The following is a 16,756-nucleotide window of genomic DNA, read 5'->3' as shown; positions in this document are numbered from 1 at the left end:
CCCCCGGTGCCGCCGCCGAGCCACGAGCACGAGACGCCGAACGGCAAGGAGCCCAGACAATGCTGAGACGTAGGTTCTTCCTCCCATCCATCGCGGCCGCGGCGCTTCTCCTCGCGGCCACCACCGGCGGCGTGTTGAGCGGCGGCCTCGGTGCGACGGCAGTTGCCGCCACCAACGGCACCCTCGCGGCGACCGCCGGCTGCGGCAAGGCCCCCACACTCGCCAGCGGGACCCGGACGATCCAGAGCAGCGGACAGAGCCGTACGTACAACCTGCGGATCCCGGACGGGTACGACCGGAACCGCCCGTACCGTCTGATCTTCGGCTTCCACTGGTTGAACGGCTCGGCGAACAACGTCACCTCGGCCGGCTACTACGGCCTCCAGCCGTTGTCGAACAACAGCGCGATCTTCGTCGCCCCGCAGGGCATCAACGCCGGCTGGGCCAACACCAACGGTCGGGACCTGACCCTCTTCGACGACATCTCCCGGCAGATCGAGAACGACCTCTGCGTGGACACCACCCAGCGCTTCGCCCTGGGCTGGAGCTACGGCGGGGCGATGAGTTACGCGGTGGCCTGCGCCCGGCCCACCGTCATCCGCGCGGTCACCGTGATCTCCGGTGCCAACCTCAGCGGTTGCAACGGCGGCACCCAACCCGTCGCCTACTTCGGCATCCACGGCATCTACGACAGCGTGCTGAACATCTCGCAGGGGCGACAACTGCGCGACACGTTCGTCCGGAACAACGGGTGCACCGCGCAGAGTCCGCGCGAGCCGAGTCGGGGCAGCCTCACCCACATCACCACCGCCTACTCGGGTTGCCGGGCCGGCTACCCGGTGCAGTGGGCGGCGTTCGACGGGGATCACACCCCCAGCCCGGTCGACGGGTCGGGCAGCCCCAACGACTCGCGGACCTGGACCTCGGGTGAGATCTGGAGGTTCTTCAGCCAGTTCGAGTCGACCACGCCGCCGACCACCCCGCCGCCGACCGACCCGCCGCCCACCGACCCGCCGCCGACGACTCCGCCGCCCACCGGCGAGCCGGGCACCTGCACTGCCACCTACCGGACGTTGAACACCTGGCCCGGCGGCTACCAGGCCGAGGTGACAGTGGCCAACAACTCCACGGCTGCCCTGACCGGGTGGACCGTGGGCCTGACCCTGGCCAGTGGTCAGGCCATCAGCAGCCTGTGGAGCGGCGTCAACACGGGCACCACCGGCAGTGTCACCGTCCGGAACGCCCCCTACAACGGCACTGTGGGTCCGAACGCCTCGACCAACTTCGGCTTCACCGCCACCGGTAACGGGGCCACCGCACCCAGCAGCGTCACCTGCACCAGCCCCTGACCAAGGGCAGGATGAGGGCCCGGAGCCATCCGGCTCCGGGCCCGACATCCGTTGGCGGCTGCCGCCAGGACTACCGGCTCACGCTTCGCTCTCCAGCAGGTCGCGCAGGGCGTCGAGGGCGGCGATCTCCTCCTCGAAGGTCTTGCCGACGACCGGCCCGAGGAAGCGCGACAGCCCGCTCGGCTGCCACGCCAACTTCAGCGTGAGTTTCGTCCCGCCGCCGTCGGCCGGTGTGAGCGTGTACTCGCCCTGGGTGCGTACCACACTGCCGGTGGCCTGGAAGGCCAGTCGCCGTCCCGGCTCGAACCCGGTCACCTCGTAGTCGGCCGGGATGCGACTCCCGCCGGGGCCCTTGAGCCCCTGTCGGTAGCGAGCGCCGACCCCTTCGCCCGAGACTCGAGCGACGTCGAGCACGTTGGGACGCCAGCGTGCGTCGTTCTCGCCCCGGGCGAGGAAGGCGAAGACGACCTCGGGAGTCCGTCCGATCTGCACAGTCTTCTCTGCAGAGGGCACAAGAAACCTTTCTCAGGGTCAGGGAACGATCTTCATCTGTGCCATCATCCCACTCGCGGAATGGTCGATCATGTGGCAATGGTAGACATACCGGCCAAGGTACGGCCCGAATGTCGCCTGGAGCCGGACAGTCTCACCCGGCCCCACCGAGATGGTGTCCTTCAGCCCGGCCTCGCCCGGGGCGGGCGGCTGACCGTTGCGGCTGAGCACCCGGAACTGGACCAGGTGCGGGTGGAAGTTGTGGGGGATGCCGAAGAGCGTGTCGCCGTTGGTCACCGTCCACACCTCGGTGGTGTTGCGTTTGATCTCGGTGTCGACCCGGTCTGCGTCGAACTGCTGCCCGTTGATGAGGAACTGGCCGGTCGCCGGGTTGAGGTTGAGCGTGAACGCCCGTTCCTTCGTGGCCGCCGGCAGCGCGGGAATGGTGCTCAGCCGGTCGGGCACCCGGCTGGTGTCGGTGGCGGTTCGGTTGACGTCGAAGCGCAGCACCGGCCCGGCCACCGCGTCGTCGAGGAAGACCTGGCTGCCGACCGGGAACGCGCCGAAGTCGACGACGATCTCGATCCGCTCGCCGGGCGTCAGGCTCCACGAGCGGATCGGCGTCGGCCCGGCGAGCAGCCCGCCGTCGCTCGCGATCTGGGTGACCTCGGCGTCGTTGCCGAGCCGCAGGGTGAACGTGCGGAGGTTGGACGCGTTGACGAAGCGCAGCCGGTACTTGCGGGCGGCCACCTGGAAGTAGGGCTGCGGCTTGCCGTTGGCGAGGATCGTGTTGCGGAACTGAAAGTCGTCGTGCTCGAAGACCAGGCTCGCGTCGTCGGCGAACCGCGCGTCGCGCAACATGATCGGGACGTCGTAGTTGCCGGACGGCAGCCGGAGGTCGGCCTGGGCCGGGTCGTCGATCAGGAAGAAGCCGGCGAGCCCGCGGAACACGTGCTCCGCCTCCATGTGATGGGCGTGGTCGTGGTACCAGAGCGTGGCGGCCCGCTGCTTGTTGGGATAGCTGTAGATCCGGCTCCTGCCCGGGTCGAGCACGTCGGTCGGGAACCCGTCGCTGCTCGACGGGGTCTGGCCTCCGTGCACGTGTACCGCGGTCGGCATGTCGAGGTGGTTGCTGTGGGCGATGACCGCGAGCCGGCCCGTCTTGACCCGGAACGTCGGGCCGGGGAACAGCCCGTCATAGGTCAACACCTCGGTACGCGTCCCGGGCAGGATCTCGGCCTGAGCCTTACGGGTGGAAACGACGTAGAAGTCGGTGTTGCCTACCGAGGCGATCGGCTGCTGCACGGGCGGTGTCGGCATCCGGACAGTGAACGGGGCGGCGGCGGCCGCGACGTGCGCCGTCCCCCCGTGACCGGTGTGGGCGCCGTGGGCCGGCGTCGCGGGCGGGGTGGATCCGCGCGCCGCTGCCGCCGCGGTGGTCGTGACCAGCGCGGCTGCGCCCGCGGTGGCGCCGGCCTTCATGACGTTGCGTCTGCTCACCATTGGTCGCTCCGCTCCTGATGGGTCGAGGTCTCGGGGGAACTGTCGCGGAGGTCCCTCAACGCGGCGTCGAAAGCTGATAGCGGCGAAGCGTGGATTTCACCTTAAGTTTTGGTGTGACTACCAAAAGCTAAGCTTCGATCCTTCCAACGGTGTGCGGTGAGACCGTAGACTCGTGCGAGTAGTCGGCCGTGACAACTCGTAGAAGGCCGATCCGATCTGAGTGCTTTGTCGTCCGCGCACGGGGGAGCCGGGCGACACGGCGGGCAGCCGGCGCTGGGGAGAGCCGTTCGTGCCCGCACCTGGGGAGCAACAAGGGCACACACCGGGGGATCCGCGATGGTGTATGGAAACGATGCGCTGCGGAGGACCGCTGCCGAGGTTCTCGAACGCAGGCGTCAACCGATTCTCGCCGCCTACCGTCAGCGTCTCGCCGCTGCGACTGACGATCTCGGCGGGGTCGCTGACCTGGTCGACAGTTACACGACGCAGGCCGACGTCCTGGTCCGGGAGACGGTCGTCGAGATTGGTCGCGAGACGACCGACCCGCTGTCGGCACCGCCGCCGACGGCGCCCGCCGAGGGCGTCGACCTTCACCCACGCGAGTGCTTCCGCGCTGTCGTCGCGCTGGCCGACATCCTGCTGGCCGACGCGCTGGAGCAGTTGTGTGGCCGGCCCGACCAGGGCGCGATCCTGGCCCTGGTCGCCGACGCGCTCACCCGCACGACACTGACCCGGCTGCTCGACGCGAGTTCGCGCTACGCCGCCGGCCTGATGAACGAGGTCCACCAGGCGCAGATCGCGGAACGCTCGCTGATCGCGCGCGAGTTGCACGACCGACTGGGCCACAGCCTCAGCGCGGCGTACCGCAACCTGGAGGCGCACGAGCTCGCCCAGGAACGACACGGAGGCGACGTCGACCGCCGGGTGGTCATCGCCCGGGAGTCGCTCCACGACGCGGTCGGCTACCTGCGGGTGCTCATCGCCGATCTTCGCCTCTCCCAGCCGCTCGGGTCCCTCGACGAGGCGCTCGCCAACTTCCTGTCGACGGTCGAGACGGGCGAGACGCGTCTGCACACCGAGATCAACGGCGACGAGTCGTGGGTGCCGCCCGAGGTGCTCGACGAGGTGTTCCTGGTCGTCCGCGAAGCGTTGCGCAACGCGGTCGCCCACGCCGGTGCCCGAGTGATCCATGCGGTCGTCGACATCACCCCGCACGAGCTGCGGGCGACTGTCGTCGACGACGGGGTGGGCTTCGACCTCGCCGCGGAGCGCGACGGTTCCGGCCTGCGCGCGATGGCTGAGCGCGCGGCCGCCGTGGGCGGTCGCCTCGCGGTGCGAGCGGCGGGCCGCCAGGGCGTGTCCGTCGAACTCGTCGTGCCGCTGCTCGCCGTCGGGGCGGGGGCCGGCCGGTGACCGCGACGATGGTCGAGCCGACCCGCATCGTGCTCGTCGACGATCACGTCGTGGTTCGCGACGGCCTCCGGGAGATCCTCGACGCCCAGCGCGATCTCGTTGTCGTCGGCGAGGCCGGCGACAGCTGTGCGGCGGTCAACGAGATCCGCGTCCGCCAGCCCGACATCGTGCTGCTCGACGTGCAGATCCCCGGCGACGGGGTGACCACGACGGTGCGCCGGATCCGTGATGTCGCCCCGGCGAGCCGGGTCATCATCCTCAGCATGTTCGACGGCCCGACGCTGCTGCGTGAGTTGTTGACCCTTGGCATCTGCGGCTACCTGCTGAAGAACTCGACGCGCCAGGAGTTGGTGGCGGCGATCCGCCGCGCCCGCGCCGATGACGCTCCGGTGATGCTGGCGGTGTCGCGCGAGAGCCTGACCCAGGTGCAGGGGCCGGTGCACAGCACACTGTCGGACCGTGAGCGCGAGGTGCTGCAGTTGGTCGGTCAGGCGATGAGCAACGCCCAGATCGCCGGGCGGCTCTGCCTGTCGGAGGCGACGGTCAAGCGCCACCTGCGCAACATCTTCGCCAAACTCGGTGCGGTGTCGCGCATCGACGCGGTCAACCGGGCCATCGCGGCTTCGCTGATCGTCCTGCCGAGGCTGTGCGTCGACCCGACGTTTCACGGCGGATAGCGGGTTACTCAAGGATTGCTCTGCGCAACTTGCCCGCAAACGGGCACTCGTGTTGGACTAATGCCGTGAATAGCACTCGCCTGTTCGTGCTCGGAGCGCTCGCGCGTGGCGGCCCCATGCATGGGCACCAGATCCGCCGGGCGGCCCAGGTCGACCGTACCGAGCTGTGGAGCGACGTCAAACCGGGGTCGCTCTACGGCGCGCTGCACCGGATGCAGGTCGAGGGCGTCATCGAGGCGGTCCGGACCGAGCAGGAGGGCAACCGGCCCGCCCGCACGATCTACGCGCTCACCGCGGCCGGCGCGGCGGAGCTGATCGACCACCGCGACGAGGCGTTGCGTGACACCAAGCTCCGCCACGACCCGGTCGACCTGGCCCTGCAAAATGTGATCGACCTCGGCGAAGACGCGCTCCGGGCCATCATCGTGGCGCGGCGGCAGGCCCTCGCCGCGCAGCTCGACTCGTGGCTGGCGCTCCGGGAGATCGCGGCGCCACACATCCGTGGTCTGGAGTGGACGACCTTCCGTCATACCGAGCTCCGACTCCGTACCGAACTCGCCTGGCACGACGAGCTGCTCGCCCAACTGCCCGAGCTGATGGCCAACCAACCGACGTCGATGACCACGTCGTGACGGTGCCAGCCCCGGCCCCGGGGGCATCTGCGGGGCCGGGGCTGGCGGCACGTCACCGAGCGGGCTGCCGGGTGGTGGTCACGTTCCAGTCGGGCTTGCTCGCCTCGGCCCAGGGCTCTTCGGGCCGGCGCGGCAGCAGGTAGACGAGAAGGAACGTGAGGATCACGCCGACCAGGACGGCGCCCACCGTGAACTGGACCGCCCGGTTGAAGTTGGTCTCCAGCGCCGATGAGGCAGCGCTGTCGAAGGCCGCGCCGACCGGACCCGGCGCCGAGTCCGCACAGCCGGGCGGCGTGGCCGTCGGATCCGACGCGCGGGACTGGCGGATGAAGCAGTCGGCGAAGGCGGTCGTCGCCGCGCTCGCCTCCGCCGGTGGCAGCCCTGCGGCGACAAGCGATGCCTGAAGCTCCGGGCTGGCCTTCTCCGCGGCCGTGGCCGAGTAGGAGCCGAGCGTTCCGAAGAGGACCACGCCCGCCACCGCGACGCCGACGGCCTGGCCGAGACGCTGGGCGGTGCCGAGCACGCCACTGGCCGCTCCCGCGTCCTGCCAGGGCACGCCGGCCAGCACGATCTCGACGCTCGGCGCGATCACCAGGCCCGAGCCGAAGCCGGCGAGGAGCAGGGCCGGCAGCAGCTCGAGGCCGGATCCCCACCAGTGGATCGTGGCGATGATGCCCACCATGCCCACGATCACGATGCCCGCACCGAGCATCAGGACGCCCCGGCCGAGGGCACGGGCGACGTTGTCGGAGATGGCCGCGCCGACGAGTGTGCCGAACGAGAACGGCAGCAGGATCAGGCCGGTCGTCAGGGCGGACTTCTCCAGGCCGATCTGCAGGTGCAGCGAGAGTGCGAAGAGCAGGCCGATGAATCCCGCGAAGTAGCAGAGGCTGATGCCGACGCCGGCGGAGAACGAGCGGTGGGCGAACAGGCGCATGCTCACCAGCGGAACCTGGGCGCGCCGGGCGCGGCGCAACTCCCATGCCGCGAAGGCGGCCAGCGCGGGCAGCGCTGCTGCCATCGAGACGAACGTCCATGCCGGCCAACCCAGGCGCTGGCCCTCGACCAGCGGAACGGCCAGCAGCAGGACGGCGGCCGAGACGAGCAGCATGCCGATCACGTCGAGCCCGCCGCGGCGGCCTCGCGACTCGGGCACCAGGATCAGCGCGGCGACGAACGTGGCCAGGCCGATCGGCACGTTGAGCAGGAACACCGGCCGCCAGTCCCAGCCGCCGAGGTCCCACGCGATCAGCAGGCCACCGAGGAGTGGGCCGCTGGCGGTCGCGATGCCGCCGATCGCGCCGTAGATCCCGTAGGCCTTACCCGTCTCCTTCGCCGGAAACGTGGTCTGGATGAGCGCCAGCACCGGCGGGTTGAGGATGCCGGCCATCATGCCCTGCACCACCTGGAAGGCGATCAGCTGGTTGGGTGTGGCCGCGAGCGCTGACGCCGCCGACGCGAGCGTGAACCCCGCGACGCCGATGAGGAACAGCTTGCGGTGGCCGAAGCGGTCGCCGATCCGGCCGGCGGGGATGAGCAGCAGGCCGTATCCGAGCGCGTAGCCGGCGATGACCCACTCCATCGCCGTGTAGGTCGAGCGGAGGTCGCGCTGGATCGGGGCGACCGCGACATTGACGATCGTCGTGGCCAGCAGGATCATGAACGCCCCGGCCAGAACGACGGCCAGGATCAGCCATCGGCGCGGATTGGGTGGCGCGGCGCTGTGTTCGTCGGTCCAGCTCTCCGTCATCGCGTTCCTCCTGAAGTCGGACGGGGGTCGACAGCGGACCCACCTTCCGACTACACGCCGTCGCGTACGATTAGTCAAGTACGGCTATTTGCGTATGACCTGTACGGCACATGAGGAGGGCCCGGGTCAGAAACTGACCCGGGCCCGGTGACGCAGGGTGCGGTTACGACCAGTCGGAGGAACCCGAGCCCCACTCGGTGGAACCCGAACCCCACTGGGACGTCGCCGGCCACGCCAGGTCGAAGGGGAAGTCGTTGGCGCGGAGCTCCAGCGTGCTCTCCAGCACGGCGTCGGTCAGCCGGTCGACGTCGGCGTCGCTGTGGGCGCCGCCGGCGAAGAACATCGGCATGCCGAGCGTGTAGATGCCGCGCTTGCGCAACAGCAGCGTGAGGATGAACGTCGCGGGGTTGAGCGCCCGCGAGTAGACCCGGTAGTCGGTGTAGGAGTCCTCCGGGAGGAACTGGAAACACCCGATGTAGTCGCCGAACCCCACCATCCGCAGCGGGATCCCCTCGGCCGCCCGGAACGCGGCCAGCCGCGCCTGGACCCGGTCGATCCTGGCGCTGAGGTCCGTGTAGTAGGCGGGTCCCTTGTCCCGGAGCAACTGGAGCGTGGCCAGCGACGCCGCTACCGACAGGTAGTTGCCGGTGTGGCTGCCCTGCAGACCGGTCTTCTGGCCGAAGTCGGTCCACGACTGCCCGCTGGTCTGCGAGATGTCGAGGATGTCGGCCCGACCGCCGATCGCCGACAGCGGCAGCCCGAGCCCGCTGATCACCTTGCCGTAGGTGACGAGGTCGGTCGGAATGTCGAACTTCTGCGCGGCGCCGCCGATCCCTGACCGGAAACCCGTCAGCACCTCGTCCAGGATGAACGGCACCCCGAGCCGCCGGGCGGCCACCGCCACCTCACGGATCATCGGGATCGTCGTCTCCTCGAACGGGAACGACGAAGCGGCCGGCTCGGCGAGGATGCAGGCCAACTCGCCCGCGTGGCGCTCGATCAACTCCACGGCGAGCGCGGTGTCGTTGGGCAGGATCAGCAGGTCGCGCGGCTCCGCCGGGGTGACACCGGCGAACGCCGAGACCAGCGGGATGCCGTCCTTGCCGATCTCCGGGAACGGCACCGCCGGATGCCCGTGATACCAGGGTGCGGTGTTGTGGACGGCCAGGTCGTGGGACCCGTGCAGGGTGCCCTCGAACTTGGCGACCATCCGCCGCCCGGTGAACGCACGGCAGAGCCGGATCGCCGACTGGGTGGCGCCCGTACCCGAGTGTTGGAAGGCGAACTTCTCGTTGTGCGGGAGGATCTCCCGCAGCAGCGTCGCGAGCTCCAGCTCCAGCGCGTTGGTGTAGCCGTTGCCGGTGCCCTTGCCGAGGCGCTCGCGGACGAAGTCGACGACCGGGGCCGGGTTGTGACCGTGCAGCGCCTGAGCCCCGTACCCCATGTGGCAGTCGAGGTAGTCGTTGCCGTCGATGTCGGTCAACGTCGAACCGCTCGCGGTGGCCGCGATGATCGGAAAGGGCGGCGCCTGGAACGGCCAGAACACGTGCGCGGCGGCGTCGACCGCCCTCAGTTGCTCGACGTGCGCGGCCGAGGCACCCTGGCGCGCGCCGATCTCGCCGAACAGCTCGTAGACCCACTTCTGCTGCATGAGGTCCTGAATGACCTCGATCGCTCCGCGCTCCTGGTGGCTGGCGCCCATCGTGTCCCCTTCGCATGGCGGCCGTGACAGGCGCAGCCTGCGCCCGCCCACTCGAACCTGACTGGAGAACGGGTCGATCGACGTGGTTTCGAGCCGGTCTCGAGCGCCGTCGTCGAAGCTCGCCGCCATGACGGAAAATCGGGTCAATCTCTACTCGCTGACCGACACGATCACGCCGTGGGCAGTGCGGGCCGCGGCGACGCTCGGCCTCGCCGACCTGATCGCCGCGGGCACCACCACGCTCGACGAGCTCGCCGCGGCGACGAAGGCCAACCCCGACGCGCTGCACCGGCTGCTGCGCTACCTCTCCGTGCGCGGCGTCTTCAAGGAGACCGAACCCCGGGTGTACGCCCTGACGGAAGCGGCCGAGTTCCTCAAGACCGACCACCCCGCCGCCCAGCGCCCCTGGCTCGACGTCGACTCGATGGCCGGCCGGATCGAGGGCACGTTCAGCTCGCTGACCCACTCGATCCGCACCGGCGACGCGGCGTACCCGGTGCGTTACGGCATCGAGTTCTGGGACGACCTGGCCACCAACCCCGACCGGGCCACGTCGTTCGGCGCGCTGATGGCCACCCACGCGAGCTACTTCGACCAGGTCGTCCAGGGCTACGACTGGAGCACCGTCAACCACGTCGTCGACGTCGGCGGCGGCACCGGCGCCCTGCTCACCGAGATCCTCAAGGCCCAACCGCACCTGCGCGGCACCGTGGTCGACCTGCCGGGCGTCGTCGAGCAGGGCCGGGCCCGGTTCGAGGCGGCGGGCATCGCCGACCGCGCCGAGGTGGTCAGCGGGAGCATCTTCGACCCGCTCCCGGCCGGCGCCGACATCTACATCCTGTCGAACGTGCTGCACGACTGGAACGACAGCGCCGCCGAGAAGATCCTCCAGCGGGCGGCGGACGCGATCGGCACGACCGGGAAGGTGCTGATCGTGCAGATCCTGGTGAAGGACGAGAACGACAACTTCCCCGAGGACCCGGCCCGGCTGATGTTCATCACCCAGATGGACCTGCGCCTGCTCTCGCTGATGGCCGGCAAGGCGAGGACCTGGCGCGAGTACGCCGAACTGGGCGAGAAGGCCGGGCTCCGGGTGGACGGCAGCACGGTGATCCCCACCGGGCAGACCCTGTTGACCCTCCGTCGCGGCTGAAGGGGCACGGGCCCCTTGCTGACGGATTCCGGTTGGGAAGGGGCCCGCGTTAACGGACCGTGCACGCGTCGTACCGTTGCGGACATGACCCCGGCCATCCGACGGATCGCGATCGATGCCCTCATCGCGGTCGTCGTCGCGGCCGTCGTGGCGGTGGCGATCCGCGTCGCCGACGAGCCCGGCGCCCGGCCGCCGGACGCCCGCGCCTACGCGATCGGCGCGGTGATCGGGCTGCTGCTGGTCTTCCGGCGCCGCTGGCCGCTGCTGGTGCTCGTCGGCTCGGTCACCGCACTGATGATCTACTACGCGCTCGAGTACCCGGGCATCCCGCCCGCCCTCCCGCTGGCCGCCGCCCTCTTCTCCGTCGCGGCCGCCGGCCGGTTCACCTGGGCGCTCGTCGTCGCCGGGTTCTTCGTCGTCCTTGAGCTGATCATGCGTTACACGCTGCTCGGCGAGGGCTTCTTCCCCGCCCTGTCGGCGACCCTCGAAGAGGGCTCACTGCTCGCGGCCGTGGTGCTGCTCGCCGAGACGATCCGCACCCGCCGGATCCGGCTGGCCGAGGCACAGCAGCGCCTCGCCGTGATGCGCCAGGAGCGTCAGCACGAGGTGGCCCAGGAGCGGCTCCGCATCGCCCGCGAGGTCCACGACGTGCTCGGCCACACGATCGCCGCGATCAGCGTGCAGGCGAGCCTCGCCGACGACATCTTCGACAGCAAGCCGGCCGAGGCGCGGGCCGCGCTGCGGAGCATCCGGGGCGCGGCGCGCGACGCGATGCACGAGGTCCGCTCGGCGATCGGCATGCTCCGCGACGCCGGGGAGGTGCCCGATCTGGCCCGCGTCTTCGCGGTCGCCGAGCAGGCCGGCGTGAAGGTGCGCTCGGGGGTCGCCGGCATCCCGCGCCCCATCCCGCCGGAGGTGGCGCTCTCGGTCTACCGGATCGTGCAGGAGTCGATCACCAACACGGTCAAGCACGCCGAGGCGACCACTGTCGACGTCACCATCACCTACGCCGGTGACGCCGTCACGGTCGAGGTCGTCGACGACGGGGTCGGGGCCGCGGCGAGCCGGCGGGGGCACGGGGTGGCCGGCATGCGGGAACGGGCCACGGCCGCGGGCGGATCCCTCGATGCCGGCCCCCGGCCGGAGGGCGGGGGGTTCCGAGTGGCAGCGCGGCTGCCGGTCGAGGTGGAGGAGACAGCGTGACGATCCGGATGGTGCTGGCGGACGACCAGACGCTCGTGCGGGCCGGCTTCCGGGGCCTGCTCGACCACAGCGACGACCTGGAGGTGGTCGGTGAGGCGTCCAACGGCGCCCAGGCCGTCGAGATGGTCGCCGCGACCCGGCCCGACATCGTGCTGATGGACGTGCGGATGCCCGTGCTCGACGGGGTGAAGGCCACGGCCGCGATCGTCGAGCGGTTTCCGGCCGTGCGGGTCATCGTCCTGACCACCTTCGAGCTCGACGAGTACGTCTTCGAGGCGCTGCGGGCCGGCGCGAGCGGGTTCCTGCTCAAGGACATCGAGCCCGACGAGCTGCGTCAGGCGGTCCGGGTGGTGGCTGGCGGCGACATGCTGATCTCGCCGCGGGTGACGAGCCGGCTGGTGAGCGCGTTCGTCAGCAAGGTCGCCCCGGCGCCGGTCGACGGTGGCCGGCTGGCGGTGTTGACCGACCGCGAGCGCGAGGTGATGAGCCTGGTGGCCAGTGGGCTGACGAACGAGGAGATCGGGCGCCGGCTGTCGATGAGCCCCGCCACGGCCCGTACCCATGTGCACCGGGCCATGGTGAAGCTCCGCGTCCGCGACCGGGCGCAACTCGTCGTGCTCGCCTACCAGACCGGGCTCGTCGCGCCGGGCAGCTAGCTGACTACGGCAGCTGTTTCGCAGCGGCTTGCGGCTACGGTGATCGCCGTACCCCCCGGCCGTTCGTCAACGGATGTCGGGTGGTGCGCCCGCTCCGTATGTTGGCGTCATGTTTGAGGTCGGAGAGAACGCCGACGGGATCCTGGCCGGGGTCCTGTTCCTGATCTGGCTGCCCGCGGCGATCCTCGCCACGCGGCTGGCCTGGCGGCCGACGCCCGCGGCGCTGCGGACCAGCGCCCGTCGGCTGCTGCGCCTGCTCGTCGCCGCGCTGGTGGTGCTGGTCCTCAAGTGCGTCGCGATCGGGCTGATGCTCGCCGTGGACTGGATCTTCGCGGACAACCGGGTGATCGTGCAGATGCCGCTCCTGCTGCTGCCGATGCTTGCCGTCGCCGTGTGGACCGTGCCGGGCCTGCGCGCCCTGGCCAACCGCGACGACGCACCGATCGACGTCGAGACGCGCGCCGCCGTCGCCAACCCCAGATTCGTGGTGCCGGTCCAGCTGACGGCTGTGGCGACTGTCGTTGGCGTCTACTTCGCGTACGTGTCCCGTCCGGTCCCCTCCTACCTCGACGACATCGCGACCCACGCGGCGCCGATCCTGTTGTCGGTGGTGGTGCTGTGGCTCTGGCAGGGGCACCGTCTGCGGGTTGTCACCGCCACCGACTTCGCGCGCCGTGGCCGGCGGGCCGGCGCCCTGCGTGCCACCGCGCAGGCCGCCGTCGTGGTGCTCGTCGTGGCCGCCGGCATCACCTACGTGGCGCAGAGCAGCAGGCTGCCCGACCGCATGAGCATGATGTCCCACGACAACGTCGACTACGGCGGTGGCCCGTCGTTCGGTCACGGCGGTCACGGCGGGGTCTCCGTCGACGACCTGCGGGGGCCGCGGACCGGCAAGCCCAACAAGGCCTTCACCCTGACCGCGAAGAACGCCACGGTACGGCTGTCGTCGGGCACCGAGATCGACGCCCTGACGTACAACGGGCAGTCGCCCGGGCCGGAGCTGCGGGTCCGTGAGGGCGACCTGGTCGAGGTGACGCTGCACAACGAGATTCCCGACGAGAACGTGACCATCCACTGGCACGGGCTCGACGTGCCCAACGGTGAGGACGGCGTCGCCGGCGCGACGCAGAACGCGGTGGAGCCGGGCGGCACCTTCACCTACCGGTTCCTCGCCGAGCAGGTCGGCACGTTCTGGTACCACACCCACCAGAACCCCCTTGAGGCGATCCGGAGGGGACTGTTCGGCGCGCTGATCGTCGAGCCGCGCGACGGCCCACCGCCGGGCGAGCGCGACGTCGTGGTGATGGCACACGAGTGGCGTACGCCGGACGACAACATCGTCTCGTTCGGCACCAGCGACACAGTGCAACGGCAGGAGATCGCGCCGGGCACACCGGTGCGACTGCGCCTGATCAACACCGACAACAACCCGTCGACCGACAGCCGCCCACGGTCGTTGACGGTCAACGGCACGCCGGTGCGGGTCGCCGCGATCGACGGCGTCGACGTCAACGGTCCGACCCCGCTGACCAACCCGAGATTCGGGTTGGCGACCGGTGGACGCTACGACGTGACCTTCACGATGCCGGCGGGCGCGGTGCGGCTGACCGACCTCGCCAACCGCGACGCCGGGCTGGTCCTGGCGCCTCCCGGTGACACCTCGACGCCGAAGATCGTCGACGACGGCGACCCGGTCGACCCGCTCTCGTACGGCTCCGGCGGCTCGCGGCCCTTCGACACGGGCTCGTCGTACGACCGCTCGTTCACCCAGCTCCTCGACGACCGGTTGTCCTTCTACAACGGCGGCCTCCACCTGGTGCCGATCATCAACGGGCACAGCTTCCCGCACACGCCGACGCTGATGGTCCGGATGGGCGACGTGGTCAAGGTGCGGATCGTCAACCGCAGCCACCAGAACCATCCGATGCACCTGCACGGACATCACGCGTTGGTGTTGTCCCGCAACGGGGTCGCCGCGACCGGGTCGCCGTGGTGGATTGACAGTCTCGACATCATCCCCGGTGAGATCTACGAGATCGGCTTCAAGGCGGACAATCCGGGGCTCTGGATGGACCACTGCCACAACCTCGACCACGCGGCCAACGGCATGGTCATGCACCTCGCCTACGAGGGCGTGAACTCCCCCTACGAGCTGGGGCGTGGCACCCCGAATCAGCCGGAGTAGGCGGGCCTGTCGAGCCTCCCTCCACCGGGCCTCGAGGCAACGCCGGCAGCGTCGAACGCATCCGAACCCCTCTTGCTGAGGAGAACCCATGCTCGACGCGATGCGACGAACGCTGTCGCTGGCCGTGCCGCTGGTACTGGTGGCCGGCATTGCCGCGCCCGCCACAGCGGCCACCTCGACCACCGGGCGACTGACAGTTGTCGCCCGCAACCTCGACAACCCCCGCGGTGTCGCCATCGACCGCGCCGGCACCGTCCTCGTCGCCGAGGCCGGCCTCGGCGGCGACGACGTCTGCATCCCCGGCACGTTCGGCACCAACCTCTGCTACGGCTCGACCGGTGCGATCACGGCGGTCCGTCACGGCTGGCAGAAGCGGGTCGTGACGGGCCTGCCGTCGCTGCGCAGCACCGGCGCCGGCTTCTCCGTCTACGGGGCGCACGACCTGGCCTTCGATCGGCAGGGCAAACTGCTGGTGGCGATGGGCTACAGCACCGACCCGGTCTCGCGCGACCTGCTCGGTGCGGCCGGAGCCGCGATGGGAACGATCCTGCGGGTGGAGGGGAAGCACCGCTGGTCGGTCCTCGGCGACCTCTCCGCCTACGAGGGGCAGCACAACCCCGACGGCGTCATCCCGGAGAGCCAGCCCTACGCCGTCGTCGCCGACGGGCGTGACATCTACGCGCTCGACGCGGCCGCCAACGACGTGCTCCGGATCGACAGGCGCGGCGTGGTCACCACCGAACACGTCTGGCCGCAGGAGCAGGTTCCGGCGCCGCCGGAGTGGGGTCTGCCGCCCGGCTCGACGACGCCGATCCAGTTCGTGCCGGTGACCATCGCCAAGGGGCCGGACGGCGCGCTCTACATCGGACAGTTGACCGGGCACCCGTTCCCGAACGGCGGCGCGCGGGTGTGGCGTCTGGTGCCGGGGCAGGAGCCGACGATCTACGCGACCGGCTTCACCAACATCATCGATCTCGCGTTCGACAAGCGGGGCCGGCTGGTCGTGCTGGAGATCGCGAAGAACGGGCTCAGCTCGGGAGACTCCACCGGTGCGTTGATCCGGGTGGAGCGCGACGGTAGCCACCGGGAGTTGGCGAGCACCGGTCTCGACTCCCCGATGTCGTTCGCCATCGCCGGCGACGGCAGCTTCTACATCGCCAACAAGGGCCTCGGCATCGGTGAGTTGGTCCGTCTGTCCATCCGAGACTGACAGAGTCGCGCGGCGATCGTGGCGTTCTTCGTGTCGGGAGGGCGCCACGATAGCTGCGGCGTCACACGCCCGCGATACGGTGCGACATCATGGGCACGTTGGCGGCGGGGGACGGGGTCTGGGGGTTAGGTTGACGCGGTCCGACGACGGGTCTCCCACCGGCGCCACCACCATCCTGATAGTCGACGACCATGCTCTCGTCCGCGAGGGGTTGCGCTGGGTGCTCGAGGTCCACGCCGACCTCGACGTGGTCGACGAGGCGGGCGACTCCGCCACCGCGGTCGCCAAGGCGGCGTCCGAGCGCCCCGACGTGGTGTTGCTCGACGTGGAGATCCCCGGTGACGACCCGGTGGTCACGGTGCGCCGCATCCGGGAGGTGTCGCCCGACAGCGCCGTCGTCATCCTCAGCATGTACGACAGCCCCGACCTGCTGCGCCGTCTGATCGCCGCCGGGGTGCGCGCCTACCTGCTCAAGAGCGTGGGTCGTGAGGAGCTGGTGGCGGCGATCCACAAGGCGCGGGACCGCAGCGGCTCGGTGCTGCTCTCGGTCTCCGGCCAGAGCCTGGTGCAGGTGCAGAGCGCGGAGTCCGCCATGCTGTCCGCCGTCGAGTTGGAGATCCTCCAACTCGCGGCCGAGGCGATGACCAACGCCCAGATCGCGCGCCGGCTCGACCTGACCGAGGCCACTGTGAAGAGCCACCTGCGTCGCATCTTCGCCAAGCTGGGCGCGGTCTCCCGCATCGACGCGGTCAACAAGGCGGTGGCAGCGTCACTGGTGACGCTGCCACACGACCGGTTGGTGCCACGCCCTCGTCGGCCGTCGCGCTAGTG

General features: G+C 70.2%; 14 protein-coding genes. 10 read left to right on the top strand and 4 right to left on the bottom strand.

Features of this window, described 5'->3' with window-relative positions:
• Window positions 1–59 precede the first annotated feature (59 nt).
• Entirely contained in the window at window positions 60–1,349 is a 1,290-nt protein-coding gene (locus tag IF22_RS0106235; protein ID WP_030329401.1) for a CE1 family esterase, read from the top strand.
• Between the two features lie 78 nt (window positions 1,350–1,427).
• Here IF22_RS0106235 and IF22_RS0106230 read toward each other — a convergent pair whose 3' ends face one another.
• Both IF22_RS0106230 and IF22_RS0106225 read right to left on the bottom strand, forming a co-directional pair.
• The gene (locus IF22_RS0106230) at window positions 1,428–1,862 is read right to left on the bottom strand and encodes an SRPBCC family protein (RefSeq protein WP_030329399.1); all 435 of its coding nucleotides are present in this window, start codon (window positions 1,860–1,862) and stop codon (window positions 1,428–1,430) included.
• Window positions 1,863–1,880: 18 nt separating this feature from the next.
• On the bottom strand, window positions 1,881–3,344 hold the full coding sequence (locus IF22_RS0106225; protein ID WP_030329397.1) for a multicopper oxidase family protein: 1,464 nt from the start codon (window positions 3,342–3,344) through the stop codon (window positions 1,881–1,883).
• 336 nt (window positions 3,345–3,680) lie between these two features.
• Here IF22_RS0106225 and IF22_RS0106220 point away from each other — a divergent pair, with 336 nt between their 5' ends.
• The 3 genes from IF22_RS0106220 to IF22_RS0106210 all read left to right on the top strand — a co-directional run bounded on the left by IF22_RS0106220 (window position 3,681) and on the right by IF22_RS0106210 (window position 6,066).
• Complete coding sequence (locus tag IF22_RS0106220; protein WP_030329395.1) at window positions 3,681–4,757, top strand: sensor histidine kinase; 1,077 nt, start codon at window positions 3,681–3,683, stop codon at window positions 4,755–4,757.
• Window positions 4,754–5,434, top strand: a complete 681-nt coding sequence (locus IF22_RS0106215; RefSeq protein WP_245233539.1) for a response regulator — start codon at window positions 4,754–4,756, stop codon at window positions 5,432–5,434. The genes IF22_RS0106220 and IF22_RS0106215 overlap by 4 nt, the downstream gene beginning before the upstream one ends.
• A 65-nt stretch (window positions 5,435–5,499) precedes the next feature.
• Complete coding sequence (locus IF22_RS0106210; protein WP_030329391.1) at window positions 5,500–6,066, top strand: PadR family transcriptional regulator; 567 nt, start codon at window positions 5,500–5,502, stop codon at window positions 6,064–6,066.
• Window positions 6,067–6,118: 52 nt separating this feature from the next.
• On the opposite strand, the gene IF22_RS32880 is transcribed toward IF22_RS0106210, so the two are convergent.
• A complete protein-coding gene (locus IF22_RS32880; protein WP_051708214.1) occupies window positions 6,119–7,816 on the bottom strand; it encodes an MFS transporter in 1,698 nt (565 codons plus the stop codon).
• A gap of 163 nt (window positions 7,817–7,979) precedes the next feature.
• A complete protein-coding gene (locus IF22_RS0106200) occupies window positions 7,980–9,518 on the bottom strand; it encodes an aminotransferase class III-fold pyridoxal phosphate-dependent enzyme (RefSeq protein WP_051708213.1) in 1,539 nt (512 codons plus the stop codon).
• Window positions 9,519–9,645: 127 nt separating this feature from the next.
• Between IF22_RS0106200 and IF22_RS0106195 the strand changes: the two genes are divergently transcribed.
• The 6 genes from IF22_RS0106195 to IF22_RS0106170 all read left to right on the top strand — a co-directional run bounded on the left by IF22_RS0106195 (window position 9,646) and on the right by IF22_RS0106170 (window position 16,754).
• Entirely contained in the window at window positions 9,646–10,671 is a 1,026-nt protein-coding gene (locus IF22_RS0106195) for a methyltransferase (RefSeq protein WP_030329384.1), read from the top strand.
• 84 nt (window positions 10,672–10,755) lie between these two features.
• On the top strand, window positions 10,756–11,874 hold the full coding sequence (locus IF22_RS0106190) for a sensor histidine kinase (protein ID WP_030329382.1): 1,119 nt from the start codon (window positions 10,756–10,758) through the stop codon (window positions 11,872–11,874).
• A complete protein-coding gene (locus IF22_RS0106185; RefSeq protein WP_030329380.1) occupies window positions 11,871–12,530 on the top strand; it encodes a response regulator in 660 nt (219 codons plus the stop codon). The genes IF22_RS0106190 and IF22_RS0106185 overlap by 4 nt, the downstream gene beginning before the upstream one ends.
• A gap of 109 nt (window positions 12,531–12,639) precedes the next feature.
• Window positions 12,640–14,715 carry a multicopper oxidase family protein gene (locus IF22_RS0106180; protein WP_051708212.1) on the top strand — a complete coding sequence of 692 codons (2,076 nt, stop codon included), beginning with the start codon at window positions 12,640–12,642 and terminating at the stop codon, window positions 14,713–14,715.
• An 88-nt stretch (window positions 14,716–14,803) separates the two neighbouring features.
• Window positions 14,804–15,925 carry a ScyD/ScyE family protein gene (locus IF22_RS0106175; RefSeq protein ID WP_051708211.1) on the top strand — a complete coding sequence of 374 codons (1,122 nt, stop codon included), beginning with the start codon at window positions 14,804–14,806 and terminating at the stop codon, window positions 15,923–15,925.
• A 130-nt stretch (window positions 15,926–16,055) separates the two neighbouring features.
• Window positions 16,056–16,754: a response regulator gene (locus IF22_RS0106170; RefSeq protein WP_051708210.1), complete on the top strand. Its 699-nt coding sequence runs from the start codon at window positions 16,056–16,058 to the stop codon at window positions 16,752–16,754.
• Window positions 16,755–16,756: the final 2 nt, after the last annotated feature.

The organism is Micromonospora parva (assembly GCF_000718515.1).
GTDB classification, from domain to species: domain Bacteria; phylum Actinomycetota; class Actinomycetes; order Mycobacteriales; family Micromonosporaceae; genus Micromonospora; species Micromonospora parva.
The sequence above is the reverse complement of the archived record's forward strand: the minus strand, read 5'-3'. Positions and strand labels throughout refer to the sequence as shown.